24 protein-coding genes are annotated in these 23,107 nt (G+C 61.8%); 11 read left to right on the top strand and 13 right to left on the bottom strand.

Going from position 1 to position 23,107, the window contains the following annotated elements; genetic code table 11:
* Positions 1–132 precede the first annotated feature (132 nt).
* Positions 133–726, bottom strand: a complete 594-nt coding sequence (gene nfuA, locus CRO06_RS03680) for a Fe-S biogenesis protein NfuA (protein ID WP_022995099.1) — start codon at positions 724–726, stop codon at positions 133–135.
* Positions 727–893: 167 nt separating this feature from the next.
* Here nfuA and CRO06_RS03675 point away from each other — a divergent pair, with 167 nt between their 5' ends.
* The 4 genes from CRO06_RS03675 (at position 894) to CRO06_RS03660 (ending at position 4,767) form a co-directional block, all read left to right on the top strand.
* Complete coding sequence (locus CRO06_RS03675) at positions 894–2,255, top strand: MATE family efflux transporter (RefSeq protein WP_080530953.1); 1,362 nt, start codon at positions 894–896, stop codon at positions 2,253–2,255.
* A gap of 10 nt (positions 2,256–2,265) precedes the next feature.
* Entirely contained in the window at positions 2,266–2,490 is a 225-nt protein-coding gene (locus tag CRO06_RS03670) for a DUF2970 domain-containing protein (protein WP_022995954.1), read from the top strand.
* Between the two features lie 131 nt (positions 2,491–2,621).
* The gene (locus tag CRO06_RS03665) at positions 2,622–4,271 is read left to right on the top strand and encodes a nitrite/sulfite reductase (RefSeq protein ID WP_026949310.1); all 1,650 of its coding nucleotides are present in this window, start codon (positions 2,622–2,624) and stop codon (positions 4,269–4,271) included.
* On the top strand, positions 4,264–4,767 hold the full coding sequence (locus CRO06_RS03660) for a DUF934 domain-containing protein (RefSeq protein WP_022995952.1): 504 nt from the start codon (positions 4,264–4,266) through the stop codon (positions 4,765–4,767). Before CRO06_RS03665 ends, CRO06_RS03660 begins: the two co-directional genes overlap by 8 nt.
* An 83-nt stretch (positions 4,768–4,850) precedes the next feature.
* Here CRO06_RS03660 and CRO06_RS03655 read toward each other — a convergent pair whose 3' ends face one another.
* The 6 genes from CRO06_RS03655 to CRO06_RS03630 form a co-directional block, all read right to left on the bottom strand.
* Positions 4,851–5,813, bottom strand: a complete 963-nt coding sequence (locus CRO06_RS03655; RefSeq protein ID WP_097057749.1) for a zinc transporter ZntB — start codon at positions 5,811–5,813, stop codon at positions 4,851–4,853.
* A 40-nt stretch (positions 5,814–5,853) separates the two neighbouring features.
* Positions 5,854–6,846: a YhdH/YhfP family quinone oxidoreductase gene (locus CRO06_RS03650; protein WP_026949312.1), complete on the bottom strand. Its 993-nt coding sequence runs from the start codon at positions 6,844–6,846 to the stop codon at positions 5,854–5,856.
* 57 nt (positions 6,847–6,903) lie between these two features.
* Positions 6,904–7,959, bottom strand: coding sequence for a protease SohB (gene sohB, locus CRO06_RS03645; protein WP_097057748.1), 1,056 nt, complete (start codon positions 7,957–7,959; stop codon positions 6,904–6,906).
* A gap of 61 nt (positions 7,960–8,020) precedes the next feature.
* Positions 8,021–8,668, bottom strand: coding sequence for a hypothetical protein (locus tag CRO06_RS03640; protein ID WP_022995948.1), 648 nt, complete (start codon positions 8,666–8,668; stop codon positions 8,021–8,023).
* A gap of 36 nt (positions 8,669–8,704) precedes the next feature.
* Positions 8,705–9,529 carry an NAD(+) diphosphatase gene (gene nudC, locus CRO06_RS03635; RefSeq protein WP_022995947.1) on the bottom strand — a complete coding sequence of 275 codons (825 nt, stop codon included), beginning with the start codon at positions 9,527–9,529 and terminating at the stop codon, positions 8,705–8,707.
* Entirely contained in the window at positions 9,526–11,259 is a 1,734-nt protein-coding gene (locus CRO06_RS03630) for a FimL-related protein (RefSeq protein ID WP_244902762.1), read from the bottom strand. Before CRO06_RS03630 ends, nudC begins: the two co-directional genes overlap by 4 nt.
* 227 nt (positions 11,260–11,486) lie before the next feature.
* Between CRO06_RS03630 and nhaB the strand changes: the two genes are divergently transcribed.
* Positions 11,487–13,079, top strand: coding sequence for a sodium/proton antiporter NhaB (nhaB, locus tag CRO06_RS03625; RefSeq protein WP_026949315.1), 1,593 nt, complete (start codon positions 11,487–11,489; stop codon positions 13,077–13,079).
* 90 nt (positions 13,080–13,169) lie between these two features.
* On the opposite strand, the gene thrH is transcribed toward nhaB, so the two are convergent.
* From thrH to CRO06_RS03610, 3 genes are all read right to left on the bottom strand, one after another.
* Complete coding sequence (gene thrH / locus CRO06_RS03620) at positions 13,170–13,787, bottom strand: bifunctional phosphoserine phosphatase/homoserine phosphotransferase ThrH (protein WP_022995944.1); 618 nt, start codon at positions 13,785–13,787, stop codon at positions 13,170–13,172.
* 165 nt (positions 13,788–13,952) lie between these two features.
* Entirely contained in the window at positions 13,953–14,927 is a 975-nt protein-coding gene (gene cysB, locus CRO06_RS03615) for an HTH-type transcriptional regulator CysB (RefSeq protein WP_026949316.1), read from the bottom strand.
* A 110-nt stretch (positions 14,928–15,037) separates the two neighbouring features.
* Positions 15,038–15,952 (bottom strand): 5'-nucleotidase, encoded by a 915-nt coding sequence (locus tag CRO06_RS03610; RefSeq protein WP_022995942.1) that lies wholly within the window; start codon positions 15,950–15,952, stop codon positions 15,038–15,040.
* 205 nt (positions 15,953–16,157) lie between these two features.
* Here CRO06_RS03610 and CRO06_RS03605 point away from each other — a divergent pair, with 205 nt between their 5' ends.
* Entirely contained in the window at positions 16,158–16,802 is a 645-nt protein-coding gene (locus CRO06_RS03605) for a hypothetical protein (protein ID WP_097057747.1), read from the top strand.
* Between the two features lie 46 nt (positions 16,803–16,848).
* Here CRO06_RS03605 and CRO06_RS03600 read toward each other — a convergent pair whose 3' ends face one another.
* On the bottom strand, positions 16,849–17,517 hold the full coding sequence (locus CRO06_RS03600; protein WP_022995940.1) for a hypothetical protein: 669 nt from the start codon (positions 17,515–17,517) through the stop codon (positions 16,849–16,851).
* A 115-nt stretch (positions 17,518–17,632) separates the two neighbouring features.
* Positions 17,633–18,106: a DUF2489 domain-containing protein gene (locus CRO06_RS03595; protein WP_244902761.1), complete on the bottom strand. Its 474-nt coding sequence runs from the start codon at positions 18,104–18,106 to the stop codon at positions 17,633–17,635.
* A gap of 357 nt (positions 18,107–18,463) precedes the next feature.
* Here CRO06_RS03595 and CRO06_RS03590 point away from each other — a divergent pair, with 357 nt between their 5' ends.
* The 5 genes from CRO06_RS03590 (at position 18,464) to mtnC (ending at position 21,951) form a co-directional block, all read left to right on the top strand.
* Positions 18,464–18,889: a hypothetical protein gene (locus tag CRO06_RS03590; RefSeq protein WP_055100111.1), complete on the top strand. Its 426-nt coding sequence runs from the start codon at positions 18,464–18,466 to the stop codon at positions 18,887–18,889.
* A 117-nt stretch (positions 18,890–19,006) separates the two neighbouring features.
* Positions 19,007–20,044, top strand: a complete 1,038-nt coding sequence (mtnA, locus tag CRO06_RS03585) for an S-methyl-5-thioribose-1-phosphate isomerase (protein ID WP_055100042.1) — start codon at positions 19,007–19,009, stop codon at positions 20,042–20,044.
* Entirely contained in the window at positions 20,041–20,670 is a 630-nt protein-coding gene (locus tag CRO06_RS03580; protein WP_022995936.1) for a methylthioribulose 1-phosphate dehydratase, read from the top strand. The genes mtnA and CRO06_RS03580 overlap by 4 nt, the downstream gene beginning before the upstream one ends.
* A gap of 53 nt (positions 20,671–20,723) precedes the next feature.
* Positions 20,724–21,269, top strand: coding sequence for a 1,2-dihydroxy-3-keto-5-methylthiopentene dioxygenase (locus tag CRO06_RS03575; protein ID WP_022995935.1), 546 nt, complete (start codon positions 20,724–20,726; stop codon positions 21,267–21,269).
* Positions 21,270–21,273: 4 nt separating this feature from the next.
* Positions 21,274–21,951, top strand: coding sequence for an acireductone synthase (mtnC, locus tag CRO06_RS03570; RefSeq protein ID WP_097057746.1), 678 nt, complete (start codon positions 21,274–21,276; stop codon positions 21,949–21,951).
* On the opposite strand, the gene CRO06_RS03565 is transcribed toward mtnC, so the two are convergent.
* Positions 21,933–23,057 (bottom strand): methyltransferase, encoded by a 1,125-nt coding sequence (locus tag CRO06_RS03565; protein WP_063139573.1) that lies wholly within the window; start codon positions 23,055–23,057, stop codon positions 21,933–21,935. The genes mtnC and CRO06_RS03565 overlap by 19 nt on opposite strands.
* Positions 23,058–23,107: the final 50 nt, after the last annotated feature.

The raw sequence follows: 23,107 nt of genomic DNA, 5'->3' as shown, positions 1-23,107 counted from the left end.
CTCCGGGGCCCGCTCAGGTCTCGGTAGGAGCTTGCCCTGCGAGCGAATGTGCTGACCGCGGGACAATTCGCTTGCAGGGCAAGCTCCTACAGCGGCTTCGTAGATCGGTCTGTGGGAAGCGGCCTTAAGTGATCAGCTGTAGTAGGCGTTGTCGGTAACGCTGTGGTCGGTCTTGTCCCGCACGCCAGTCAGTTCCGGCAGGCGCTCCTTGAGGGTGCGCTCCACGCCGTCACGCAGAGTGACATCCACCACGGAGCAGCCCTGGCAGCCGCCGCCGAATTCCAGCACTGCCACATTGTCCTCGGTCAATTCCAGCAACTGCACACTGCCACCGTGAGCCGCCAGATTCGGGTTGATCTCGGCGTACAGCACATAGTTGATGCGTTCTTCCAGACTGGCATCCGGGCTTATGTCGGGGACCCGGGACTTGGGCGCGCGGAAGGTCAGCTGGCCGCCCATGCTGTCCTTCTTGTAATCGATCACCGCGTCCTCGAGGTAGCGTACGCTCTTGCCCTCGATCCAGGCATGAAAGCCTTCGTAGTCATAGCGCACGTCCCCGTCTTCCTGCTCATCCGGCGGGCAATACGCCATGCAGCATTCGGCATGGGGAGTGCCGGGGCGTTCGACGAAGATGCGCACACCCATGCCCTCCTGGTCCTGCTTGGAAAGCAGGTCGCGGAGGTAATCCTGGGCGCTGTCGGTGATGCGGATCAGTTCTTCGCTCATTCCGGTTTCCGGTTGGGGTATTTCCTGACTATTTTAGTCAGGTACTGCGTGGTTGCAATGGGGAGACGTTTTTCTCCGGGTTGATCCTGGGGGCTGAGAGCCTGTTTATAGTCTTTACGCCGCCGCGGTGGCGTAAAGACTATAAACAGGCTCTGGGACTTTCTGGTATGGTTGCCGCTTTCGTCAAAAAGCCAGAAATCACCGTGCCTCCACTGCATCGAAGCCGTCGCGTCCTTGCCCTGGGGCTGCCCATCATGGCGGCCATGATAAGCCAGAGCCTGCTGAATCTGGTCGACGCCGCTCTGGTCGGGCGGCTCGGCGGTGATGCCCTGGCCGGCGTCGGCCTGGGCGGCTATGCCGCCTTCCTGTCGATTAGCGTGGTGATCGGGCTCGGCGCAGGGGTTCAGGCCATGGTGGCGCGGCGCAAAGGGGAAGGCGACGAGCGTCAATATGCCTTGCCCTTGAACGCCGGATTGCTGGTGGGACTGGTGCTGTCATTGCCGCTGACCGCCCTGTTCTTGGCGATCAGCGGGCCGATGATGCATTTTCTTGCCCCCAATGCGCCGGTGGCCGGACTGGCGGAGGGCTACTTTGACATGCGCCTGCTGGGCATCTGGGCGGTGGCGATGAATTTTTGCTATCGCGGCTATTGGAACGGCATCAGCCGCTCCGCGGTGTACATGCGCACCCTGATCACCACCCATGTGGCCAACGTGGTGCTCAGCTACGGCCTGATCTTTGGCCGTCTCGGCCTGCCGGAAATGGGCGCCGCCGGCGCTGGCCTCGGCACCACCTTGTCCCTGTATCTCGGCAGCCTGCTTTATTTACTGCAAACCTGGAAACTGGGGCGCGAGCACGGTTTCATGACCGCCTGGCCCTCCGCCTACACCCTGCGCAGCATCGCCAGGGTCAGTATTCCCAACTCAGTGCAGCAGTTCTTCTTCTCCGCCGGTCTTACCGTGCTGTTCTGGATCATCGGCATGGTCGGTGCCGATGAAGTGGCGGTGGCCCACGTGCTGATCACCTTGATTCTCCTGCTGATTCTGCCGGCCATCGGTCTCGGGCTGGCCGCCGCGTCGCTGGTGGGTCAGGCGCTGGGACGCCGGGATGCCGCCGACGCTTATCGCTGGGGCTGGGACGTCACCTGGCTGGCGGTGCTGATGCTGTTCGTCACCGCGCTGCCTATGTGGCTGGTGCCGGAGTGGATTCTGGGTTTGTTCCTGCATCAGCCGGATCTGGTGGCGCTCGGACGGGTGCCGCTGATGATCACCGGACTGGCGATCTGCCTGGACGGCGCGGCCATTATTTTCACCCAGGCTTTGCTGGGGGCCGGCGCATCCCGGTCGGTAATGATGGTCACCCTTGTAGTACAATGGTGCCTGTTCCTGCCGTTGGCCTATATCATTGGCCCCTGGCTGGGATTCGGCCTGCTCGGTATCTGGCTGGCCCAGGCCCTGCAACGGCTGGTGACCTCCTCCCTGCTGGGAGGGCTGTGGGTTCGCCGGAGCTGGGCTCACATTCAATTATGATGAGGTCTTCATGAGCGATCAGAACAATTCCGGCTCGGACCGCCCCAACTTCCTGCAAGTGTTGAAAAGCATTCTTGCCGGACTGTTTGGCGTGCAGAGCCACGCCAACCGCGAGCGGGATTTTAACAAAGGCAATCCCGGCGATTATATCGGCGTTTATGTGATCCTGGTGCTGGCTCTGGTGATCGGTGTTTTCGTGGTAGTGAAAATGGTTCTCAGTGCCGCGGGATCATAGCGGAACACACTAGGGATATAGCGATATATTTCTTTTAAGTATAAAAACCCTTTGCTAAAGTTCGCGCCACTCGGAATTGTAAGCCGCCAAACGGCTTGCAAATCAACGAATTAACACGGCGCGACACAGCAATGTACGTATATCAGGACTATGACCAACGGCTTCTGGAAGAGCGGGTGGCACAGTACCGTGACCAGACCCGGCGTTACCTGGCGGGCCAACTGAGCGAGGACGAATTCCTCGCCCTGCGGCTGCAGAACGGGCTCTACATCCAGCGCTATGCGCCGATGATGCGTATCTCCGTACCTTACGGCATGCTCAATACCACCCAGGTACGCAAGCTGGCGTCCATTACCCGTGATTACGACAAGGGCTTCTGCCACGTCAGTACCCGTCAAAACATCCAGTTGAACTGGCCGGAAGTGGCGGACACTCCCGACATCCTCGCCGAGCTGGCCAGCGTGCAAATGCACGCCATTCAAACCAGCGGCAACTGCATTCGCAACATCACCACCGACGAGTACGCCGGCGTTAATCCGCGTGAAATCGAAGACCCGCGCCCCTGGTGTGAAGTGATCCGCCAGTGGGCCACCTTCAACCCGGAATTCGCCTATCTGCCACGCAAATTCAAGATCGCCGTGAACGCGGTGCCGGACGCGGATCCGGCCTTGATCGGCGTGCACGATATTGGCGTGCAGATCGTGCACGACCACAACGGCGAAACCGGCTTCCAGGTCTGGGCGGGCGGTGGTCTCGGCCGCACCCCGATGACCGGCGAAGTCATCGGCGAGTTTGTCGCCTGGCCGGATCTGCTTGCCTATCTGGAAGCGATTCTGCGGGTGTACAACAAGTACGGTAATCGTGACAACAAGTACAAAGCCCGCATCAAGATTCTGGTGAAAGCTCTGGGCGCGGATAAATTCCGTGAGCTTGCGGAAGCCGAATTCGCCGAACTGAAAGGCGGTGCGATGACGCTGACCCGGGAAGAGGTGGCTCGAATCAAGGCCTGCTTCGTGGATCCGGATTACCGCACCGATGTGGACACCGCCGCCCTGCGCAACGCGCTGGATCAGCATCGCGCTTTCAACCGCTGGTACCACACCAATACCCGTGCCCATAAAAAGGACGGCTATCGGTCAGTGACTCTGACGTTGAAGAAGACGGGCCGGATCCCCGGTGACATTACCGATGAACAGCTGGAAGCGGTGGCCGACCTGGCGGACCGTTATGCGTTCTCCGAAGTGCGCACCACGCACCAGCAAAACATGGTTCTGGCCGATGTCGCCGAGGACGAGCTGTATGATCTCTGGCGGCAACTGGATGCGCTCGGGTTCGCCACTCCGAACCTGGGGCTGATCACCGACATCGTGTCCTGCCCCGGCGGTGACCTGTGCGCCCTGGCCAACGCCAAGTCCGTGCCGATCGCCGAGGGCATACAGCGTCAGTTCGACGACCTGGATTTCGTTCATGATCTGGGGCCGCTGGACGTCAATATTTCTGGCTGCATGAACGCCTGCGGTCATCACCATATTGGCCATATCGGTATTCTCGGCGTGGACAAGAAAGGCAAGGAGTTCTACCAGATCACCCTGGGTGGTCGCGGTGACCGCCAATCCCGCATTGGCGAAAAAATGGGGCCGTCCTTCGAGTCCCACGAGGTTACCGGGGTGATCGGCAAGATCATTCGCGTGTACCTGGACAACCGTCTGGAAAACGAGCCTTTCATCAGCACGTACGAGCGTATCGGCATGGACCCGTTCAAGGAGGTGGTATATGGCTAAGGTGATCGTCAACGGCGAAATCGTCGAGAACACCTGGCGACGGCTGACCTCCGAGGAACTGGAGCAGCAAGACGTTCCGGCGGAAGGCGCGGTGATCGTGCCGCTGGCCTATTGGCTGGCCCATCGTGATGCCCTGCTGGAGCGCGCCGCGCCGGTGGGGGTGTGCCTGGAACCCGGCGAGGAGCCGGCGGACCTGGCCGCGGACCTGCCCGCCCTGCCCCTGGTGGCGGTCAATTTCCCTGCTTTCAAGGATGGCCGTGGCTATTCCTACGCCCGTGAGTTGCGTACCCGCTATGGCTTTGAAGGTGAAGTCCGGGCGGTGGGCGATGTGCTGCAGGATCAGTTGTTCTACATGCACCGGGTCGGTTTCAATGCCTTCGAGGTGCGTGCCGACCGTGACATCGAGGAAGCCCTGAACGGGCTGCGTCCGTTCTCGGTGACCTACCAGGGCGATGTCCATGACGAGCGCCCGATTTATCGCCGTCAGTCAGCCTGATCTCCGTGCTGTAAGAGCTTGCCCCGCGCGATCCTGCTATTCGCCCGCAGGGCAAGCTCCTACAGTGGCCGTCTTATCCCGATTCACACCCAGCGTCGTCGAATCATCCACAATAAAATGCCGGTGCCGGTGATAACAAGCATGCCGGTAAACCACCAGAAGCCGTTAGGGTTTTCCAGCCAGGGCAAACCGCCCACATTGATACCGAACAGACCGGTCAAAAAACCCAGCGGCAGAAAGGTTGCGCTGATGATGGCCAGCAGGTACATGCGGTCGTTGATGGTCTCATTCTGGGCGGAAAAGACCTCCTCTTGCAGCAGGGTGGCGTGCTCGCGGGCCGCGTCCAGATCTTCCAGCAGGCGTTGCAGACGATCCGTGGCTTCACGAATGATCTCCGCGTCACCACTGCGAATACGGCTGTCGCCATGCAGTTTGGCCAGGGCGTCCCGTTCCGGAGCCATGTAACGTCGAAGGGTAATCGCCCGGCGCCGCAATGCGCCGATCCGGCGGGTCTGATCGCGGTTGCCTGACCCGCCTTCCAGCCGTTCGGAAAAGTCCGCCACTTGATCCTCGATCTGCTCGATCACCTCTTCCATGCGCCAGACAAGCCCGTCCACCAGGCCGGCCAGCAGTTCCGACGGGGTCGCCGGCCCTTCTCCGGCATGCAAAGCGTCAACCAGCTCGGTAAGGGACTTCAATGTGCGCTTTTGCGTGCTGATTACCAGGCCATCCCGGATCCACAGCCGCACCGCGATCATATCCTCTGGCCGGGCGTCCGGAGACAGGTTCACGCCCCTGAGATAGACCAGCAATCCTCCGCCCACGTCGCTGACTCGCGGGCGGGTCTCCGGTGTCAACAGCGCTTCGCTGACCACCATCGGGATATCCGCCCGCGCTTCCAGCCAATCCCGGCTTTCCGGGCAGGTGTAATCCAGATGAATCCAGCGGGTGCTGTGGTCGCCGGCGGACAGCTGCGGCTCGAAGGGTGCCGCGCCACCCTTGCCGTCCAGGCGCAGTGCGAATTTCAGCCATCCCGGGTCAGTCATGGTGTCTCCCGTATCCGCGGCCTGTTGGAGGGTGCCGGGATCAGCCGCCGACCTTGACCACCACGCGGCCGCGCACTCCGCCGGCGAGGATCCGCTCGAACCATTCCGGCAGTTGTTCCCGGGTGATTTCCGCCGCTTCCAGCGCGGCCAGATCCGGGGTCCAGTCCGAGGCCAGCAGTTGCCAGATCTGCTGCTTCACTTCGCGCGGCAGTTCCACGCTGTCCACGCCAAGCAGGTTGACGCCACGCAGGATAAACGGAAGCACCGTGGCATTATTGAGCTGCGGTGAGCCCACCAGGCCGCAGCAAGCGGCACTGGCGCCGTATTGCAGGCTTTTCAGCGCGTTCACCAGCATGTCGCCGCCGACACAATCCACCACCCCGGCCCAGCGCGGCTTCAACATCGGCTTATTGGCATCCGCCAGAGCTTCCTCGCGGGAGATGATGTCCGCCGCTCCCAGGGTTTTCAGCCAGTCATGGGCATCACTTTTACCGGTAACGGCCACCACCCGGAATCCCAGCCGGGACAGGATCGAGACCGCCACGCAGCCGACACCGCCGGTGGCGCCGGTAACCAGAACATCGCCCTGGTCCTCTTGCAGGCCGGTATCCAGCAAGGCCTCCACGCACAAGGCGGCGGTGAGCCCGGCGGTGCCCAGCACCATGGCGGAGCGCGGGTCCATGCCATCCGGCAAAGGCACCAGCCAGTCCGCCGGCACGCGAATGTAGTCGCCATAACCGCCAGCGGTGTTCATGCCCAGGTCATAACCGGTGCAGATTACCGCGTCACCGGGGCTGAAGGGGCCCTGCTCCGCTTCTTCCACCACACCGACGGCGTCGATGCCCGGCGTGTGCGGATACTGCCGGGTAACCCCCTTATTGCCGCTGGCGCTGAGCGCATCCTTGTAATTCAGGGAAGACCAGGCCACCTTCACCAGGACCTCGCCTTCCGGCAGGTCGCCCAGCTCGCGCTCCCCTACCCGGCTTTGGTAACCATTGTCGGTGTTTTCGGTGATCAGGGCCGTGAATGTCATTGCGAGCTCCGTTTGCTGTTGTCCGTCGGGTATTGCCATTTTTTATTGGAAAGAGCGTTACTGGAATGGCCGGTGCGAGCCGCGCTGCCAGAAACGGTCCACCACGCGCCGGGCGGCGGCCGCCAGGGACAGGCTCAGCCGGTCGGCGAGCTTGCGCTTCTCTTCCCAGGTGATCTGATAGATATCCACCTGGGCCTTGCGCCCCTGCAAGTATTCATCACTGGTCATGATGTCGTCCACCAGCCCCAGTTCCTTGGCCCGGCTGCCAAACCAGTGTTCCCCGGTGGCGACGGCGTCGATATCCAGGCCGCGGCGATGCTCGCGGACAAAACTCTTGAACAGCTGATGGGTTTCCTCCAGCTCTTCCTGGAACTTGGCGCGAGCCTTGTCGGTGTTTTCGCCGAGCATGGTCAGGGTGCGTTTGTATTCGCCGGCGGTCATCAATTCCACATCCACATCGTGTTTTTTCAGCAGGCGATGAACATTGGGAATTTGCGCCACCACGCCGATGGAACCGATTACCGCGAAGGGAGCGCTGAGAATACGGTCACCAATACAGGCCATCATATATCCGCCGCTGGCGGCCACCTGGTCCACCGCCACGGTGAGTTTCAAACCGCGTCCGCGCAGGCGTTTCAGTTGCGATGCGGCCAGCCCGTAGCTGTGCACCAGCCCGCCAGGGCTTTCCAGCCGCAGCAAGACTTCGTCATCGGCCTCCGCCACCTCCAGGATGGCACTGATCTCCCGGCGCAGGGTTTCCACATCGCTGGCTTGAAGGTCGCCATTGAAATCCAGCACGAACAGGCGCGGTGGTGCCTTGTCCTCGCCGCCGGCTTTTTTGCGCTGCTTGGCCCGCGCCTTTTCTTCCTTGCGCTTTTTCTTGGCCTCGGCCTTGCGGCGTTGCTCCGGCCACACTTCATCAATGATGCTCTCGCGCAGATCGTCGAACTCCTCATTGAGGTATTTGACGCGCAGTTCGCCATCACGGCCGCTACGCTGGCGATTGCGCGCCGCGGCAGTGGCGATCCCGCCGATCACAAACAAAATCGCCACCACGAGGGTGGCGACTTTGGCGAGAAACATGCCGTATTCTGAAATTAAATCGATGATCACCGTGTCTTGCTCACCTGTATTTATGGGTTGAATCGCCTGCCCCGCTCGCGCCGAATGCCGCCTATTGCCAGCCGGAGACCGCTTGCTGCGCGCTGCCGTTGAGAGGCCGGCCCACCAGGCCAGTGGGGGAAACCGTTACTTCAAAAATCGCCCCGTCGGCCATTGGCAGATAGGCGGCGCTACCATAGCGCGCATCGACAAGAAAACTCCACCCCTCCCGGGCCTGGCGCCAGACATCCAACACTGGCGGCTCATCATGGAGACTATACACGGTGCGTTCCCGTGAGCGCTCATCTTCCAGGGCGAAGTAGCGCCCCTGGAGGCGATCCAACTGATAGGCCGGCTTCAGCCCCAGCAAAGTGAAAGGGGTCTTCCATTTGATGATTCTGGCGTCCAGTTGCCATTGATCGCCGGCCAGCCGGAAGTCCCGGGTGCGGCCATCGCGGCCAGTGACCGTGGCGATGTAAGCCTGGTCATCGGTGGCCCGGAAGCTGATGGTGGCCACCGGTGATTCGGCGCTCAGTTCGTGGTAGCTATACAGACTCACCGCCACCAGTACCAGATAGATGGCGCCGGCCACCATCAGCAGTCCGAACGTGCCCTTGAGCCATTGCCACAGCCACTTCTGACGCAACAGGATCCAGGCTCCGATCAGCACCAGAACCAAGCCAATGACCATAATCAAAAGCGGGGCGAACGAAAAGCTCATCGGGACTCCATCATCATGGAAGGCTGTGTCAGGGCGCTACCGGTAAGGCGCGCGCCATTGTTCAATCAGGGTGTGGGCAATGCTGCCCGGTGGTGGCGTGCGCGGCAATTGGTCGTGGCGGTACCAGCCGGCATCAACGATTTCATCGTCATCGATGACGATGTCGCCGCCGGCATAATCGCCATGGAAGCCGAGCATCAGGGAGTGCGGGAAGGGCCAGGACTGGCTGCGCGCGTAGCGTAGATCGCCAACCTGGATACCGGTTTCCTCCATGACTTCCCGGCGTACCGCCTGCTCAGCGGTTTCTCCGGCCTCCATGAATCCAGCGAGGCAGGAGTAGAATCCCGATGGAAAGCGCGCGGAGCGGCCCAGCAAAGCGTATTCGCCATCGCTGATCAGGGCGATGACGCAGGGCGTGATGCGAGGATACTGGCGATAGTCGCAAGCCGGGCAGATCATGGCCAGCTCACGTTCATGGGGTACGGTGGGTGAGCCGCAGCGGCTGCAGAAACGGTGGTTGTGTCTCCAGCTCATTACCTGCAGGGCCCGCGCCACCATGGTGAAAGTGTCGTCATCCAACTGGCCGATGATCTGCCGCAACGGGGTCGGGTGCAGGCGCTGGTCGGCCAGTTCATGCTCGCCTTCATCGCACACGTAACAGGGCTGGCCGTGCAGTACGCCGATGTAGCGGTAATTCGGGTGTTGGCGCAGCAGGAAGGCCGGCAGCCTGGGAATGCCCAGGTCGCCGGGCTGCTGGGCGAAATCGATGTACAGGTTTTGTTCTTGGACCACGAAACACCAGGCTTCGTCCGCGTCTCTCGGCTCCGCCGAGGACAGGTCCAGGGAAAAGAAATGGTTCACGATGTCGCTCCGCCTGTGGGATAGCCAAGGGCACCCACGGCCTGCTCCGCCACATCCAGAACGCCTTCTCCGATCGGTTTCTGTTCTTCCATGCTCTCAAGATAGTAATCGATGGCGGTCAGGGCATCCGCCAGGGTCTCCATGGCGGTGACCGTGGGTGCCTCGCTGCCACCGATCAACTCCTTCTCGATATAACACCGACAGGCGTTGGTTACGGCGCAGGCCCGCTCCAGATCGAGGAAGGTCAGCCCTCCCACCACCGAAGCGAAAGTGCCCGGAAGATTACTGAGATGCATGGTATCCCACTGTTGCTCCATATAGGAGGCCAACGATCGTTTTGCCAGCGCCAGGCCGGCCCGGCACTCGCCCACCACCGTCATGCGCGCCTCATCCAGCTGGTAACGGGAAATGCGATCGTTGTTGACCTCGCGGCGAACGTCATCCGCGGGTGCCAGACTGCGCTCCAAAGTGGCGATGGTGTTCTCCGCGGCGAGCAGGTCGTCCACCAGGGCGTGGAAGGCATCGCTGTCCACTTCGCCGCCGGGACGCCAGCCGGCGACATCCTCGGCACGGCGCCGCAACCCCTGAGCAGCTTCGTTTTCGCCAATCATGTCCAGGGTGCTGGCGATGCGTCCAAGACCTTCGGCCACGGCGCCATAGTCGGTATCGGCCACGCCCTGGGCGGCCATGTCCAGGGTGTCCTTGATCTGGTTGATTTCCTCTTTCAAGGCGCCGGCCACGGAGCGGATCACGGAGCCCTTGGAGCCGGTCATCAATGCCAGTTCACGCTGCAGATCGGCGTCGGCGGGGCGCTCCCGCAGCCCGAATGCGGAGCGCACCTCGGTGGCGGCGTCGCCCTTTCCGCTGCCTAAAGCAGAGAGGTACAGACATTCGCGCAGCAGCTCCGCCGGCGGCTCCCGCTCAAGAGCGCCGGCCCCGTCGTATACCAGGGCCTTCAGCTGTCGGTCATAGCGTGCCAACAAGGCGCGCCGGGCCGCCGTCAGCGTCATATCGTCGTGCAGCAGGGACTCCAGTGCCGCCCGAGCCAACCACCAGCGTTTGCCACCGGCAAGCCGGTCAATACGCTCCATGGCCCGCAGCATCAGACGCAGATGAGTCCGCCGGTCCTGCCCCCGCAGCAAGCCCAGCAGCCCCACCTGGTACATGTGGCGCAGGCGGCGGCTTTGCCGGGCCAGACCATCCACATCGGCTGACGACCCCGGTGGCGTACGCGGCAGGCTCTCGTCCACCTGGAAAAACTGGCTTTCCGGTAACGGCGCGCGGCCGGCGGCCTGGCGCAATTCGTTGATGCCGGCCACCAGAACCTCGGGCAGCGGACTGCCGCTGAGTTGAACATACTCCAGGTAGTGGCCGAGCAACACGATGGCGTTGCCCAGGGCCTGGATCAGGGGGGGCTCGGGGCGCCGCTGAACCTCCCGGGCGGTGAGCACCATGTCCTCCGCCATCACGGTGGCGGCATCCAGCTCCAGCATCTGACAGATGCCGCGCAACTGCTGGAAGGCATCGATGCACCGCTCCAGAGCCGCCCCCTCGGCCTGGTTCTCGGCGAAGGCTTCCAGGCTGGATTCCGATTCGCCGAGGGTGGTGTCGATGGCTTCCTTGAGAAAGGTCAAGGAGGTGGTATTGGTGATCGCGACCATGGGCAACCCACTCGCTTGTTTTGGTTTTGTCTTGATGCCACGGGCCTGGCGGGCAACCCAACCCAGCATGGGCTCCGTAGCGAGAGCGAAATAATTTTCACTTTGTCACTGCTTAAACAGTGCGTCAACTTTCGAGGCTAAACAACTGATTTGTCTGCGTATTGTTAACCAGGGCACAGCGGAAATCCGCGCCTTGGCCCGCCATGGCACTTTAGTTGACTGTACCGTGAGAATTGAACTGCTTATGATTGCCGCGCCCATCCGATCCGATCCGAAATCTGTAGGAAAACGTCGTCATGTCCGCCCGAATCGGCCGTGCCCTCGGCCAGAATTTCCTGGGGCAAGCCCCCGCCTGGTACAAATACACCATTGTCGTCTTTTTGCTCATCAACCCCCTGGTGGCCTGGGTGCTCGGGCCGGAAGCGGCCGGCTGGTTACTGCTGGCGGAGTTCATCTTTACACTGGCCATGGCGCTGAAGTGTTATCCGCTGCAGCCAGGCGGCTTGCTGGCCATCGAGGCACTGCTGATCGGACTCGCCTCTCCCGCCACGGTGCTGCATAAGGTGGAAGGTAATCTGGAGGTGCTGCTGCTGTTGATTTTCATGGTGGCCGGCATCTTTTTCCTTAAGGATTTACTGCTTTACACCTTTACCCGGATTTTGCTCGGCGTGCGCTCCAAGGTACGCCTGAGCCTGCTGTTCTGCTTCGCCGCCGCTTTGTTGTCGGCCTTCCTCGACGCGCTGACCGTGACCGCCGTGGTCATCGCCGTCTGTACCGGCTTCTACGGTATTTATCACAAGGTGGCCTCCGGCAAGACGTTCCAGCAGAAACATGACCATGGCGATGACACCAGCGTGGAAGATTTGCACCGGGAAGATTTGCGCCGCTTCCGGGCTTTCCTGCGCAGCCTGCTCATGCATGCCGCCGTGGGGACCGCCCTGGGCGGTGTCTGCACCCTGGTGGGTGAACCCCAGAATCTGTTGATCGCCACTCGCGCGGACTGGGAGTTTGGTGAATTCTTCCTGCGCATGGCGCCGATCAGCCTGCCGGTGCTGGTGGTCGGCCTGCTCACCTGCCTGTTTCTGGAGGTCAGTGGCAGCTTCGGCTATGGCGAGGACATTCCTGAAAAGGTGCGCTCCATCATGCGTCAGCACGCGCTTGAGCAGGACCAGCGCCGCACCACCCGGGACAAGGTCAATCTGGTGGTGCAGGGGCTGATAGCCGTCTGGCTGGTAGTGGGACTGGCGACCCATGCGGCTTCGGTGGGGCTGGTGGGACTCAGCGTGATCATCCTCGCCACCGCCTTCTGCGGCATTATCGAGGAGCACCGGCTGGGACAGGCCTTCGAGGAAGCCTTACCGTTCACCGCCCTGTTGACGGTGTTCTTCGCGGTAGTGGCCGTCATTGCCGACCAACAGTTGTTCGCGCCGGTGATCGAATACGTGCTGACCCTGGATGAGCATATCCAGGGTCCCGCCTTCTATGTGGCCAATGGTGTGCTGTCAGCGGTCTCCGACAATGTTTTCGTGGCCACAGTCTACGTGGATGAGGTGGCCCAGGCGCTGCGCCTCAACGAGATCAATCGGGACACCTTTGATTTGCTGGCCGTGGCCATCAACACCGGAACCAATATCCCCTCCGTGGCCACGCCCAACGGTCAGGCCGCATTTCTGTTCCTGCTTACCTCGGCTCTCGCGCCGCTGGTGCGGTTATCCTACGGACGCATGGTTATGATGGCTCTGCCCTACACCATCACCATGAGTCTTACCGGCTTGCTGATGACGGTGATGGCGCTGGAGCCCGCCACCGAATGGATGTACCAGAACGGCTGGATTGAACATCACAGCGCCGCGGAATTGTCCGATAGTGAGCCCGGCGCCCAACACTGAAGCCGTCCCCCGCTCTCACACTAAAAAGCCCGACTTGCTGGTCGGGCTTTTTTCGCCGTGTCATGGCGAGGCAAGTGCCGTCAGCACGGCCTACAGCGGAATATCCCGCTCACTGGCCTTGACGATTTCCTTCTTCAGGTCCTCGTAGCTGTGTACCGCCGGGAACTGAGGAAATTCCGCGATCACATTGTCCGGAGCGTGAAACAGAATGCCCTGCTCCGCCTCGGACAGCATGGTGGTGTCGTTGTAGGAGTCACCCGCGGCGATGACCCGGTAGTTCAGGCTGTGCAGTGCCTTGACCGAGGCTCGCTTGGGATCCTGCTGGCGCAGCACGTAGTCGATGATGCGGCCGTTACCGTCCACTTCCAGACGGTGACAGAACAGCGTCGGCTGACCCAGCTTGCGCATCAGGGGCAAGGCAAACTCGTAAAAGGTATCGGAAAGGATGATCAGTTGGAAATGCTCCCGCGCCCAATCGACGAAGGCCCGGGCGCCGTCCAGCGGTTCCAGGGTGTCGATCACCGCCTGGATATCCGGCAGACCATAGCCGTGCTGGTCAAGCAGCCCCAGCCGCATTCGCATCAGTTCGTCGTAATCGGGGATGTCCCGGGTGGTGGCCCGCAGTTCCTCGATTCCGGTGCGCTCGGCGAAGTTGATCCAGATCTCGGGGATCAGCACCCCTTCCAGATCAAGACATAACAATTCCACGTTGATCCCCCTTGGGGTTGAATGAAGATGACGGTGGTTGGCCGCGAACGGCGGTCCCGGCGGCTCCGGGCCGGCACCACCCGGCGTCTCCGGGCCGGCACAATGTAGCCGCGCCCTGGCCGCTTTGCAACGCGCTGGCGGGGATCGGAGCCCCTGAACCGGCGCTCACAGCATGGGCAGTTCGATGTTCTGAAACAGCGCCTCGCGTTCCTCGCGGGTGCTGGCCCGGACCGCCGCGTCAATGACATCGCGGGTCAGATGCGGCGCGAACAGCTGGATGAACTCGTACATGAAACCGCGCAGGAAGGTGCCTTTGCGGAAGCCGATCCGGGTGGTGCTGGGCTCGAACAGATGGCCGGCTTCCAGATTGACCAACCCTTTGTCCTGAACCGGGTCCACCGCCATGTGGGCCACGATCCCCACCCCCATGCCAAGGCGCACATAGGTCTTGATCACGTCCGCGTCGGCGGCGGTGAACACCACTTTCGGCTCCAGGCCCTGCCGGGCGAAAGCATCGTCCAGCTTGCTGCGGCCGGTAAAACCGAACACATAGGTGACGATGGGGTACTCGGCAAGCGCTTCCAGAGTCAGCGGCTTGATCTTGGTGAGCGGGTGCCCTTCCGGCACCACCACGGTGCGGTTCCAGCGGTAGCACGGCATCATCACCAGATCGGAAAACAGATCCAGGGCTTCGGTGGCGATGGCGAAGTCCACACTGCCATCCGCCGCCATCTCGGAAATCTGCATGGGCGTGCCCTGATTCATGTGCAGGGAGACGTCCGGGAAGCGCTGGGTGAACTTCTGAATTACCGGGGGCAGTGCGTAACGGGCCTGGGTATGCGTGGTGGCAATGCTCAGGTCGCCCTTGGTCTCATCGCGGAACTCCTGGGCCACCCTCTTGATCGCTTCGGTCTGCTGGAGGATGTCCCCGGCGATACGCAGGATCGCCTCCCCCGCGGGGGTCACGTGGGTCAGATGCTTGCCGCTGCGGGCGAACACCTCCACTCCCAACTCGTCCTCCAGCATGCGGATCTGCTTACTGATGCCGGGCTGCGAGGTATACAGGGCCTGGGCCGTGGCGGACACATTCAGATCGTGGCGGGCCACTTCCCAGATATAACGAAGCTGCTGGAGTTTCATGGGCGCTCCCGGCCTATGCTGAACAGGTTATAAAAATATAAAGAACTATTCAGAGAAAGCATAGGGGGCGGCGTTTTTTCCACCAGGCGCGTGAACCGGCCCCCAGGCTCTTAGGGATCCGCCGGCGGCGCATTGGCGATGCCATGCGGAACATGGCCGGCGGCCACATGCTCACGGGCGGATTCGCAGTGGCCCTGTTGATCATCGAAAAACACATCGGCGCCGAAGGCGCGTAGAAACGGCCCTTTCGGCAGTCCGCCCAGGAACAGACTTTCGTCCAGGCGAATCCCCCAGGCCCGCAGGGTACGCACGACCCTTTCATGGGCCGGCGCCGAACGCGCGGTGACCAGAGCGGTGCGAATCGGGCATTGCTCCATTGGGAAGGCCTTCTGGATCTGATGCAGCGCCTCCAGAAAAGGCTTGAACGGCCCGTCGCTGAGGGGCTGCCAGGCAGCGGCCTTTTCGCTCTCCGCGAACGCCTCCAGGCCGGCGCTCTGGAAAACCCGCTCGGATTCGTCGGAAAACAACACCGCGTCGCCATCGAAGGCGATACGAAGGAGATCGTCCTGTTGTTCCAGAGGTCCGCCGGAAAGGATATTGGCGGCGGCGAAGCCGGCATCCAGCACCTGACGAACGTCATCCGGGCTGGTGGAAAGGAACAGGTGGGCGCCAAAAGCCGAGACATAACGATGCGGACTTTGCCCACCGGCAAAAGCCGCCCGGGTGATGGGGAGGCCGTAATGCTCTATGGAATTGAATACGCGCAAGCCGGTATCCGAGCTGTTGCGAGACAACAAAATCACTTCCACCCGATCGCGGCCCTGCTCCAACTGATTGATCGCCAACAGTTTGGTCACCAGAGGAAAGGCGTCACCGGGCTTGAGGATGTCGTCCTCATGGGCGGTCTGGTACTCCTGAAATGCGTCCAGCCCTTCCTCTTCGTACACCTTGTGGCTGTCGCTGAGATCGAACAGCGCCCGCGAACTGATCGCCACCACCAGCTTGCCGTCAAAGGAAATCGCCATATCCGTTTATCCCGTTATGCTGCGGGCAGTATCTCCGCTGGCCCGGCAAAGCTCAATGGCATTGCCGGAATGACGTGAATCATCGGCGCTGCGCTGTTGTCCAGCTCCAGGATGTGACATAAAGTTTCAGTGGCACCGCGGAGGATTCCAACCCGGTGCTGATCAACGCCCTCACACACATCCATCCGGGGAAAGGGAGTCATCCATGGCCGCGAATACAGTACGAAGCCGCCTTGACGATCTGCAGGCACAGATCCGCAAGCTGGCGGAACGTTTCGATAACGAAAGGGATAAACAGATCGCGCAACTGGAAAAACAGCTGGAAAAGGCTCGCCAGCGGCTTAATCAGGAGGTTGAGCGGCGCCGTGATACGCTCAATCGATTGGAGAAGCTGCAGGCGGAATACCGGAAGAAAGCCAATGCCACCGTCAAGCGGCAACTGGATCGCGCCCGCAAGGCAGTGGACGAGGCGCGCTCCCGGGTGGACGAATCGGAAGCCCGCAAGCGTTTCCTGGAAACCGAGGTCAAAGTGCTCAAGGCCACCGCCAAGCAAGCCAACAGTCTGGCCAAAGTCATCGGTCAGTACCAGAAGGATCTGGAAAAGCGTGCCAAGGAAATTGAAAAGCGCGTTGGCGGTGATACGCCGAAAGCGGCACCTAAACCCAAAAAGGCCGCGGTGAAGAAGAAAGCCGCCACGCCCCGGAAGAAGGCCGCCGCCAAGAAAAAAACCACGGTGAAAAAGACGCCGGCAAAGAAAAAGGCGGCCACCCGTAAGAAAGCCGCCACCCGGGCCGAGAGTGCTCCAGACACATCCACTTCATCCACCCCGACCCAGGAAGACGCCTCCTGAGCCGAGCCGCGTCGGCGGTAATGCCGCCGGCGCGGTTAGAGCCTGTTCAGCCGAATCGATGCAGCAGGCTCTGATAGTACGCCACCACCGGCTTGCGGTGACTGCGTTCCATGGCGGGCAACCCCTTGTCCACGGCGGATGCGGAAGCCTTGTTGATGGTGGCGCGGGCGGTGGACACCAGGCCGCGGTTGATGGCGCCGAGTTTCAGGCTGCCCAGAGTCTTATCCAGATAGTTTTCGATCGCTCCGTCGGTGATGCCGTGCATCACTTCCACCAACTGCGCCATCTCCCCTTCCCCGTTGGCGAAGGATTCGAAAACCTGATTGGCACGCTCCGCCAGATCCGCTGGCAACGGGTAGCCGACGAAGACGCCGCCATCCTTCTCCAGCCGCAAGGAACTGAAATGTTGAGCCAGAGCCTGTTGCTCCTCGACACTGGCTTTGCGCATCAAACGGCCGGCCAGTCCGTGGGCGGCCTTCTGGATCACCTTCATGGCCCCCATGATCATGTTCACCGCGGTGCCGCGCGCATTGACCGCTTCGATCGGGCCGGTGAAGTAGGTATGCAGGACTTCGTCGATGAAAGGATCGGTGATGCCATCCAAGTCCGCGGCATGGTTGCCAGACGGGTCATCCCGCATCTTGGCAAGAAAGGCATCGATACGCTGGCACAGTGTTTCGCTGGCGGGAAAGGCCACGTACAAGGTGTCACTCATAATCTGAACTCGGCTTCCAATGACTGATAAGGTGATTGCAAACAATGGAAAGCGCCGATCATACCCAATGGTATACAAGGCGCCCGCAGCCGTGACGCCTGAGTCGAGTGTCTTTTCAGTCAGTCCGCCGGCGCGGACAAAGTTGTTGCCGCCATTGCACCAGCACACCGGCAAGCCGCTCGGTGGCCTGCATGAACGCCTCCGCCTGCTCATCTTCCAGACGCAGGCGATCAAGATCCTCCCGGTTACGTTGAGCCGGGGTCAGCGCCTTGCGCGCATCGCCCCGGTGAAAGTTCTCGCAGTCGCTGGCCAACTGGTGGATCGCCGCCAGATCCACTTTCGGCGCGACCCGCGCTGGCAAACAGTCCAATAGCGCCGCCATCCTCAGACTGGCTTCACCGGCATCCACCTGACCTTGCATATAAGCGCGGCTGAGCACCTCCAGGCTTTCCAGCACCTGGGCGTGGCGATGCCGCTCAAGGGTGGCCTCACGGCGCCGTGACATCCAGCGCCAGATCAGCAGGCCCAACAGCACACCGATCAGCAGACCGATCCCGATTGCCAGGGCCAATTGCGCGGCCATCCCCATAAAGGTTCTCCTGGTTCACCTGTCTTCGTTGCTTACTTTCGACTCACCGGACCGCCACGGCGGCACGGTTGGCCGTTCCGACGGTCCCATGTTATACGGCGGCGCATGGGCTGTACGACGGCGCATTGCAAATCATCATCGCCGGTCTCATATTGCGCCGGGTGGGTCGCCGATCTTGTCCCATGGCCGGCGGCTCACTCGTCATGGGCCGGTCCTTGAGGCGGCACGGCACCCCCCATGCGAAGCGCAACATACCGGTTCAACCGGCCAGACGTCCAACCCGCCCCGTCTGGCGATGCTCGGGCGATGGTGCCAGACGCCAAGGCCATGCAAGGACAATTTGAGGAGAGCCAAGCAGTGACGCTGAGCCTGCCCCCCTGGCTGCATCAACTGGGACAAACCCTGGAACCGTGGTTCCCCACTCTCACCTTGATCGGGCTGCTGATGGCGGTCATTTCCACCCTGGCCATTCCATGGCTGGTGATTCGCATGCCGGCGGATTATTTCACCGCCGAGCGGCGCCCCACTCACTATCGGCACCCGGGGCATTGGGTGTTGTGGGCGTTGCGCAATGCTCTTGCGGTGGTGTTGTTGGTGGCGGGTCTGCTGATGCTGGTTCTGCCCGGACAAGGCCTTTTGACCATGCTGATCGCGGTCATGGTCAGCACTTTTCCGGGCAAATACCGTCTGGAAAGGGCCATTATCCGTCAACACAGTGTGTTCCGGGCGGTCAACTGGATTCGTCGTCGCCGGCGGCGGGAACCGCTGCACTATCCTCCGTGAACGAGGCCTCCATAAAAGAGGCCTTCCCAAGAGATGCCTCCGTAACGGATGGCTGTTGTAGAATAACCGCCCCGGCCCGGACCGGGTGACGCTTTCGCTACTTTCACGGAGACATTGATGGCCCTGGCGAGTCTCGCGATCCGCTGGCACGACACCGCACTTGATCTGCTCGATCAGCGCGCCCTGCCCGCCGACACTATCTGGCTGCGCATCACCAACGCGCGGGAAGCCGCTCATGCCATCCGCGAGATGGTAGTGCGCGGGGCGCCCGCCATCGGCATCACCGCCGGCTATGGCCTGGCGCTGGAAGCCCAGCGGCTTGGCGACCAAGCGTCCCTGGCGGCGCTGGCGCCGGCCTTCGAGGTGCTCGCCGAGAGCCGCCCCACCGCGGTGAATTTGTTCTGGGCGCTGGACCGGATGCGTGAGGCCGCCGGCGATCTCAGCGGCGCGGCTCTCGCCCGGCACCTGAGTGAGCAGGCCGAGCGCCTGCACCGGGACGATCTGGCCGCCAACCGGCGTCTCGGTGAGGCCGGTCTGTCTCTGCTACCCCCGGAGGCCCGGGTTTATACCCACTGCAACACCGGCGCTCTGGCCACCGGTGGCCACGGCACAGCCCTTGGCATCATCCGTTCCGCCTGGGAAGCAGGCCAATTGAGGTCGGTATATGCCGGCGAGACCCGCCCCTGGCTGCAAGGGGCTCGTCTGACCAGTTGGGAACTGATGCAGGACGGCATTCCCGTCACCCTGGTGGCGGACAGTTGCGCCGCCATGCTGATGGCCCAGGGCGAGGTGGATGTGGTGATCGTCGGCGCCGACCGTATCGCCGCCAACGGCGATACCGCCAATAAGATCGGCACCTATTCCCTGGCCGTGCTGGCCCGTCACCATGGCATCCCCTTTATTGTCGCGGCGCCGGATTCCACTCTGGACGCGGCGATGCAGGACGGTTCCGGTATCGTCATCGAGCAACGCCCTGCGGAGGAAGTCCGGCAGGTAGCGGGGCGGCCCTGCGCCCCGGCGGACTGCCCGGTCTATAACCCCGCCTTTGATGTGACGCCGGCCGCCTTGATCAGCGCCATCGTTACCGAAAACGGGGTTATCCCGTCCCCCGACCCAACCGCCATGGCGGCGTATTTTGCCCGGAGTGCCTCATGAGCCAGCGCCCCTACTCCATCTCCGCTTTTCGTGAAGCCGCCCGCACCCTGGCGGCCACTGGCCACCGTCTGTATCAACACGGCTGGTCCCCCGCCACCAGCAGCAATTACTCAATACGGTTGAACGCCGGACACGCCGCCATTACCTGTTCTGGCAAGGACAAGGGGCTGCTGGAGGAAACCGATATCATGGTGGTGGATTTGCGGGGCCGCCCGGTGGGTGATGGCAAGCCCTCGGCGGAAACCCTCTTGCATACCCAGCTCTACCAGCGTTATGACCAGGTCGGCGCGGTGCTGCATACCCACAGCCATGCGTCCACCGTGTTGACCATGCATTGGCCGGCGGATCACCTTACCCTGGAAGGGTATGAGCTGTTGAAAGCGCTGGAGGGCATCACCACCCACGATACCCGGGTCACCTTGCCCGTGTTCGACAATACGCAGGATATCGCCGGGCTGTCGGCACGCGTGGATCAGGCCATGGACCAGGGCCTTGCCCGCCATGCTTACCTGATTCGCGGCCATGGTCTGTACACATGGGCCGCGGATATGGCCACTTGTTACCGCCAGTTGGAAGCGTTGGAAACGCTGCTGGCCATTGAACTGGATCGTCGCCGGCTGGGTTGACCCCGCCCCACCGGCGTAAAGATCGTGAACAGGCTCTTAACGAGGATCACCCCATGAGTAATCTGAAAATTTTCCGCGACGGTGAGCCGGATAATCCGCAACTGGTGGTGGATAGCAAAGCCGCCATGGCGGTGGAACTGGCCAAGGTCGGGATCCGTTATGAACAATGGGAGGCAACCAAGCCGTTGACGGCCAGCCCATCCCAGGAAGAAGTGCTGGAAGCCTATGCCGAGGACATCGACCGCCTGAAGCGCGAGGAAGGCTACCAGACGGTGGACGTGGTCAGCATGCAACCGGATCATCCGGACAAAGCGGCGTTCCGGGAAAAGTTCCTGGACGAGCACCGCCACTCGGAAGACGAGGTTCGCTTCTTCGTCGAGGGTCAGGGGCTGTTTACCTTGCACATCGAGGATCAGGTTTATGAAGTGTTGTGCACCAAAGGCGACCTGATCTCCGTGCCAGCCAATACCGCGCACTGGTTCGACATGGGCCCGAATCCGCATTTCGTGGCCATCCGGTTGTTCAATAATCCGGAAGGCTGGGTGGCCAACTTCACTGGCAGCGATATCGCCGGCCGGTTCAGCCGCCTGGAGAACTGAGACGATGGCGATCGAGGTCATTCTCACCGACATCGAAGGCACCACCAGCAGCATCTCCTTCGTCAAGGAGGTGCTGTTTCCCTATGCGGACCGGGAAATGGAGGCTTTCCTGCGGACGCATTGGGAGCGGCCCGCCGTGGCGGAATGCGTGGCCCAGGCCCGTGCGGAGAGCGGCCAGCCGCTGGCGTCACCGGAGCAAGCCGCGGCCTTGTTCCGGGGCTGGATTGCCGAGGATCGCAAGATCACATCTCTGAAAACGTTGCAGGGCATGATCTGGCAAACGGGCTATGAGAACGGCGACTACCAGGCCCACATGTATTCCGACGCGGTGGAACGGCTCCGGCAGTGGCAGGCCCGGGGGTTGAAGCTGTACGTGTATTCGTCCGGCTCCATTGCAGCCCAGAAGTTGTTCTTCGGTCACAGTGTGGCCGGTGACCTGACACCGTTGTTCAGCGGCTATTACGACACCACCAGCGGCGGCAAGAAAGACGCCGACAGCTACCGGGGTATCACCGCCGACATCGGCGTGGCTCCTGAGCGGGTGTTGTTTCTCTCCGACGTGGAAGCGGAACTGGACGCGGCGCGGGAGGCCGGCTTGAACACCACCTTGCTGGACCGCGAGAAGGTTCTGTGGAACTCCCCGCATGCCCGCGCCGAAACCTTTTACGACATCGAGCTCTGACACCGGTAGATGATGAATTTGGCGTTGCCGTCCACCACATCCACTTGAGCGAATGCCCGCCGCAACGGCGGGCGATAAGGCAAATGCCGATTCGCCACTACCCACAACGCCCCTGCATCCGCCAAATGCCGCCGGGCATGACGAAACAGCGTCAACGCCACCCGATCGTCGACGGCATGGCCCCGGTGGAACGGCGGGTTCAGCACAATCAGGTCAAACCGTTGCTCCAGGCCGTCCAGACCGTTGCCGAGATGGAATCGGCAACGGTCTGGGTCGGGAATATAAAGGGCCGCGTTACGACGTGCGCTTTCCACCGCGAGAAAGGACTCATCGCAGAACGTCACCCGGGCCCGGGGATTGTCCGCCGCCAGCGTCAGGCCCAGCACGCCATTACCGCACCCCAGATCCGCGATCTCCCCTTCCACCTGCCGGGGCAGATGGTCCAGCAGGAAGCGCGCGCCGATATCCAGATGCTGGCGCCCGAAGACGCCGGCGCCGGTATGCAGTTTCCAGCCACGCTCCGGCACGCTGACCAACGCCGCTTCCGGTGCCGGCTCAAGGGTCTTGCCCGGGGCAACAGCCGAGAATCGGCGCGCCTTTTTCCAGCCCAACTCCGCCCGGCCATTGCCCAGATAAGTCTCCATCAAAGGCACCAGGTTCGGCGGCAGGTGCTTGTCCATCCCGGCAAGCCAGACCGGTGTGCCTTCCGGAAGAATCCGCGCCAGCCAGGCCAGTTGCGCCTGCAGCAGCGACAATTCCTTGGGAACCCGCATCAGTACCTGGTCAGGCCGGATCGAAGGCTCTTGCCAAGGCCACGACCAGCCGGCTTCCGGTAATGTCATGGCGTTGTCGGTGGCGTTGGCCACCGCCGCGCGCCAGGCCAGCCAGGAATCACCGTGGCTGCATGCAGGGCCACGCCGCAGCGCCGTCAACCACAAGGCGCCGCATTGGTCGTTTACCACCAGTGTGGCCGGCCCCGCCCCCTGCTCTTGCAAGGTCTTGAGCAAATACCGGTCCGCCGCGTCCCAGGCTTGCAGGCGCTCATCGCGCCGGCGGGGCCAGCGTCGCAGGCACAGATCGTCCAGTTGTTCAGGTAATTCGGGCATCAAAACCGCTATCAGGCAGGGCTGGGAAGGCGCATTGTACGGGGAATTGA

Origin of the sequence: Alloalcanivorax xenomutans (assembly GCF_900217905.1) — a bacterium.
Lineage (GTDB): Bacteria > Pseudomonadota > Gammaproteobacteria > Pseudomonadales > Alcanivoracaceae > Alloalcanivorax > Alloalcanivorax xenomutans.
Note: the sequence above shows the minus strand (reverse complement) of the source record. Positions and strands in the feature narration are given on the sequence as shown.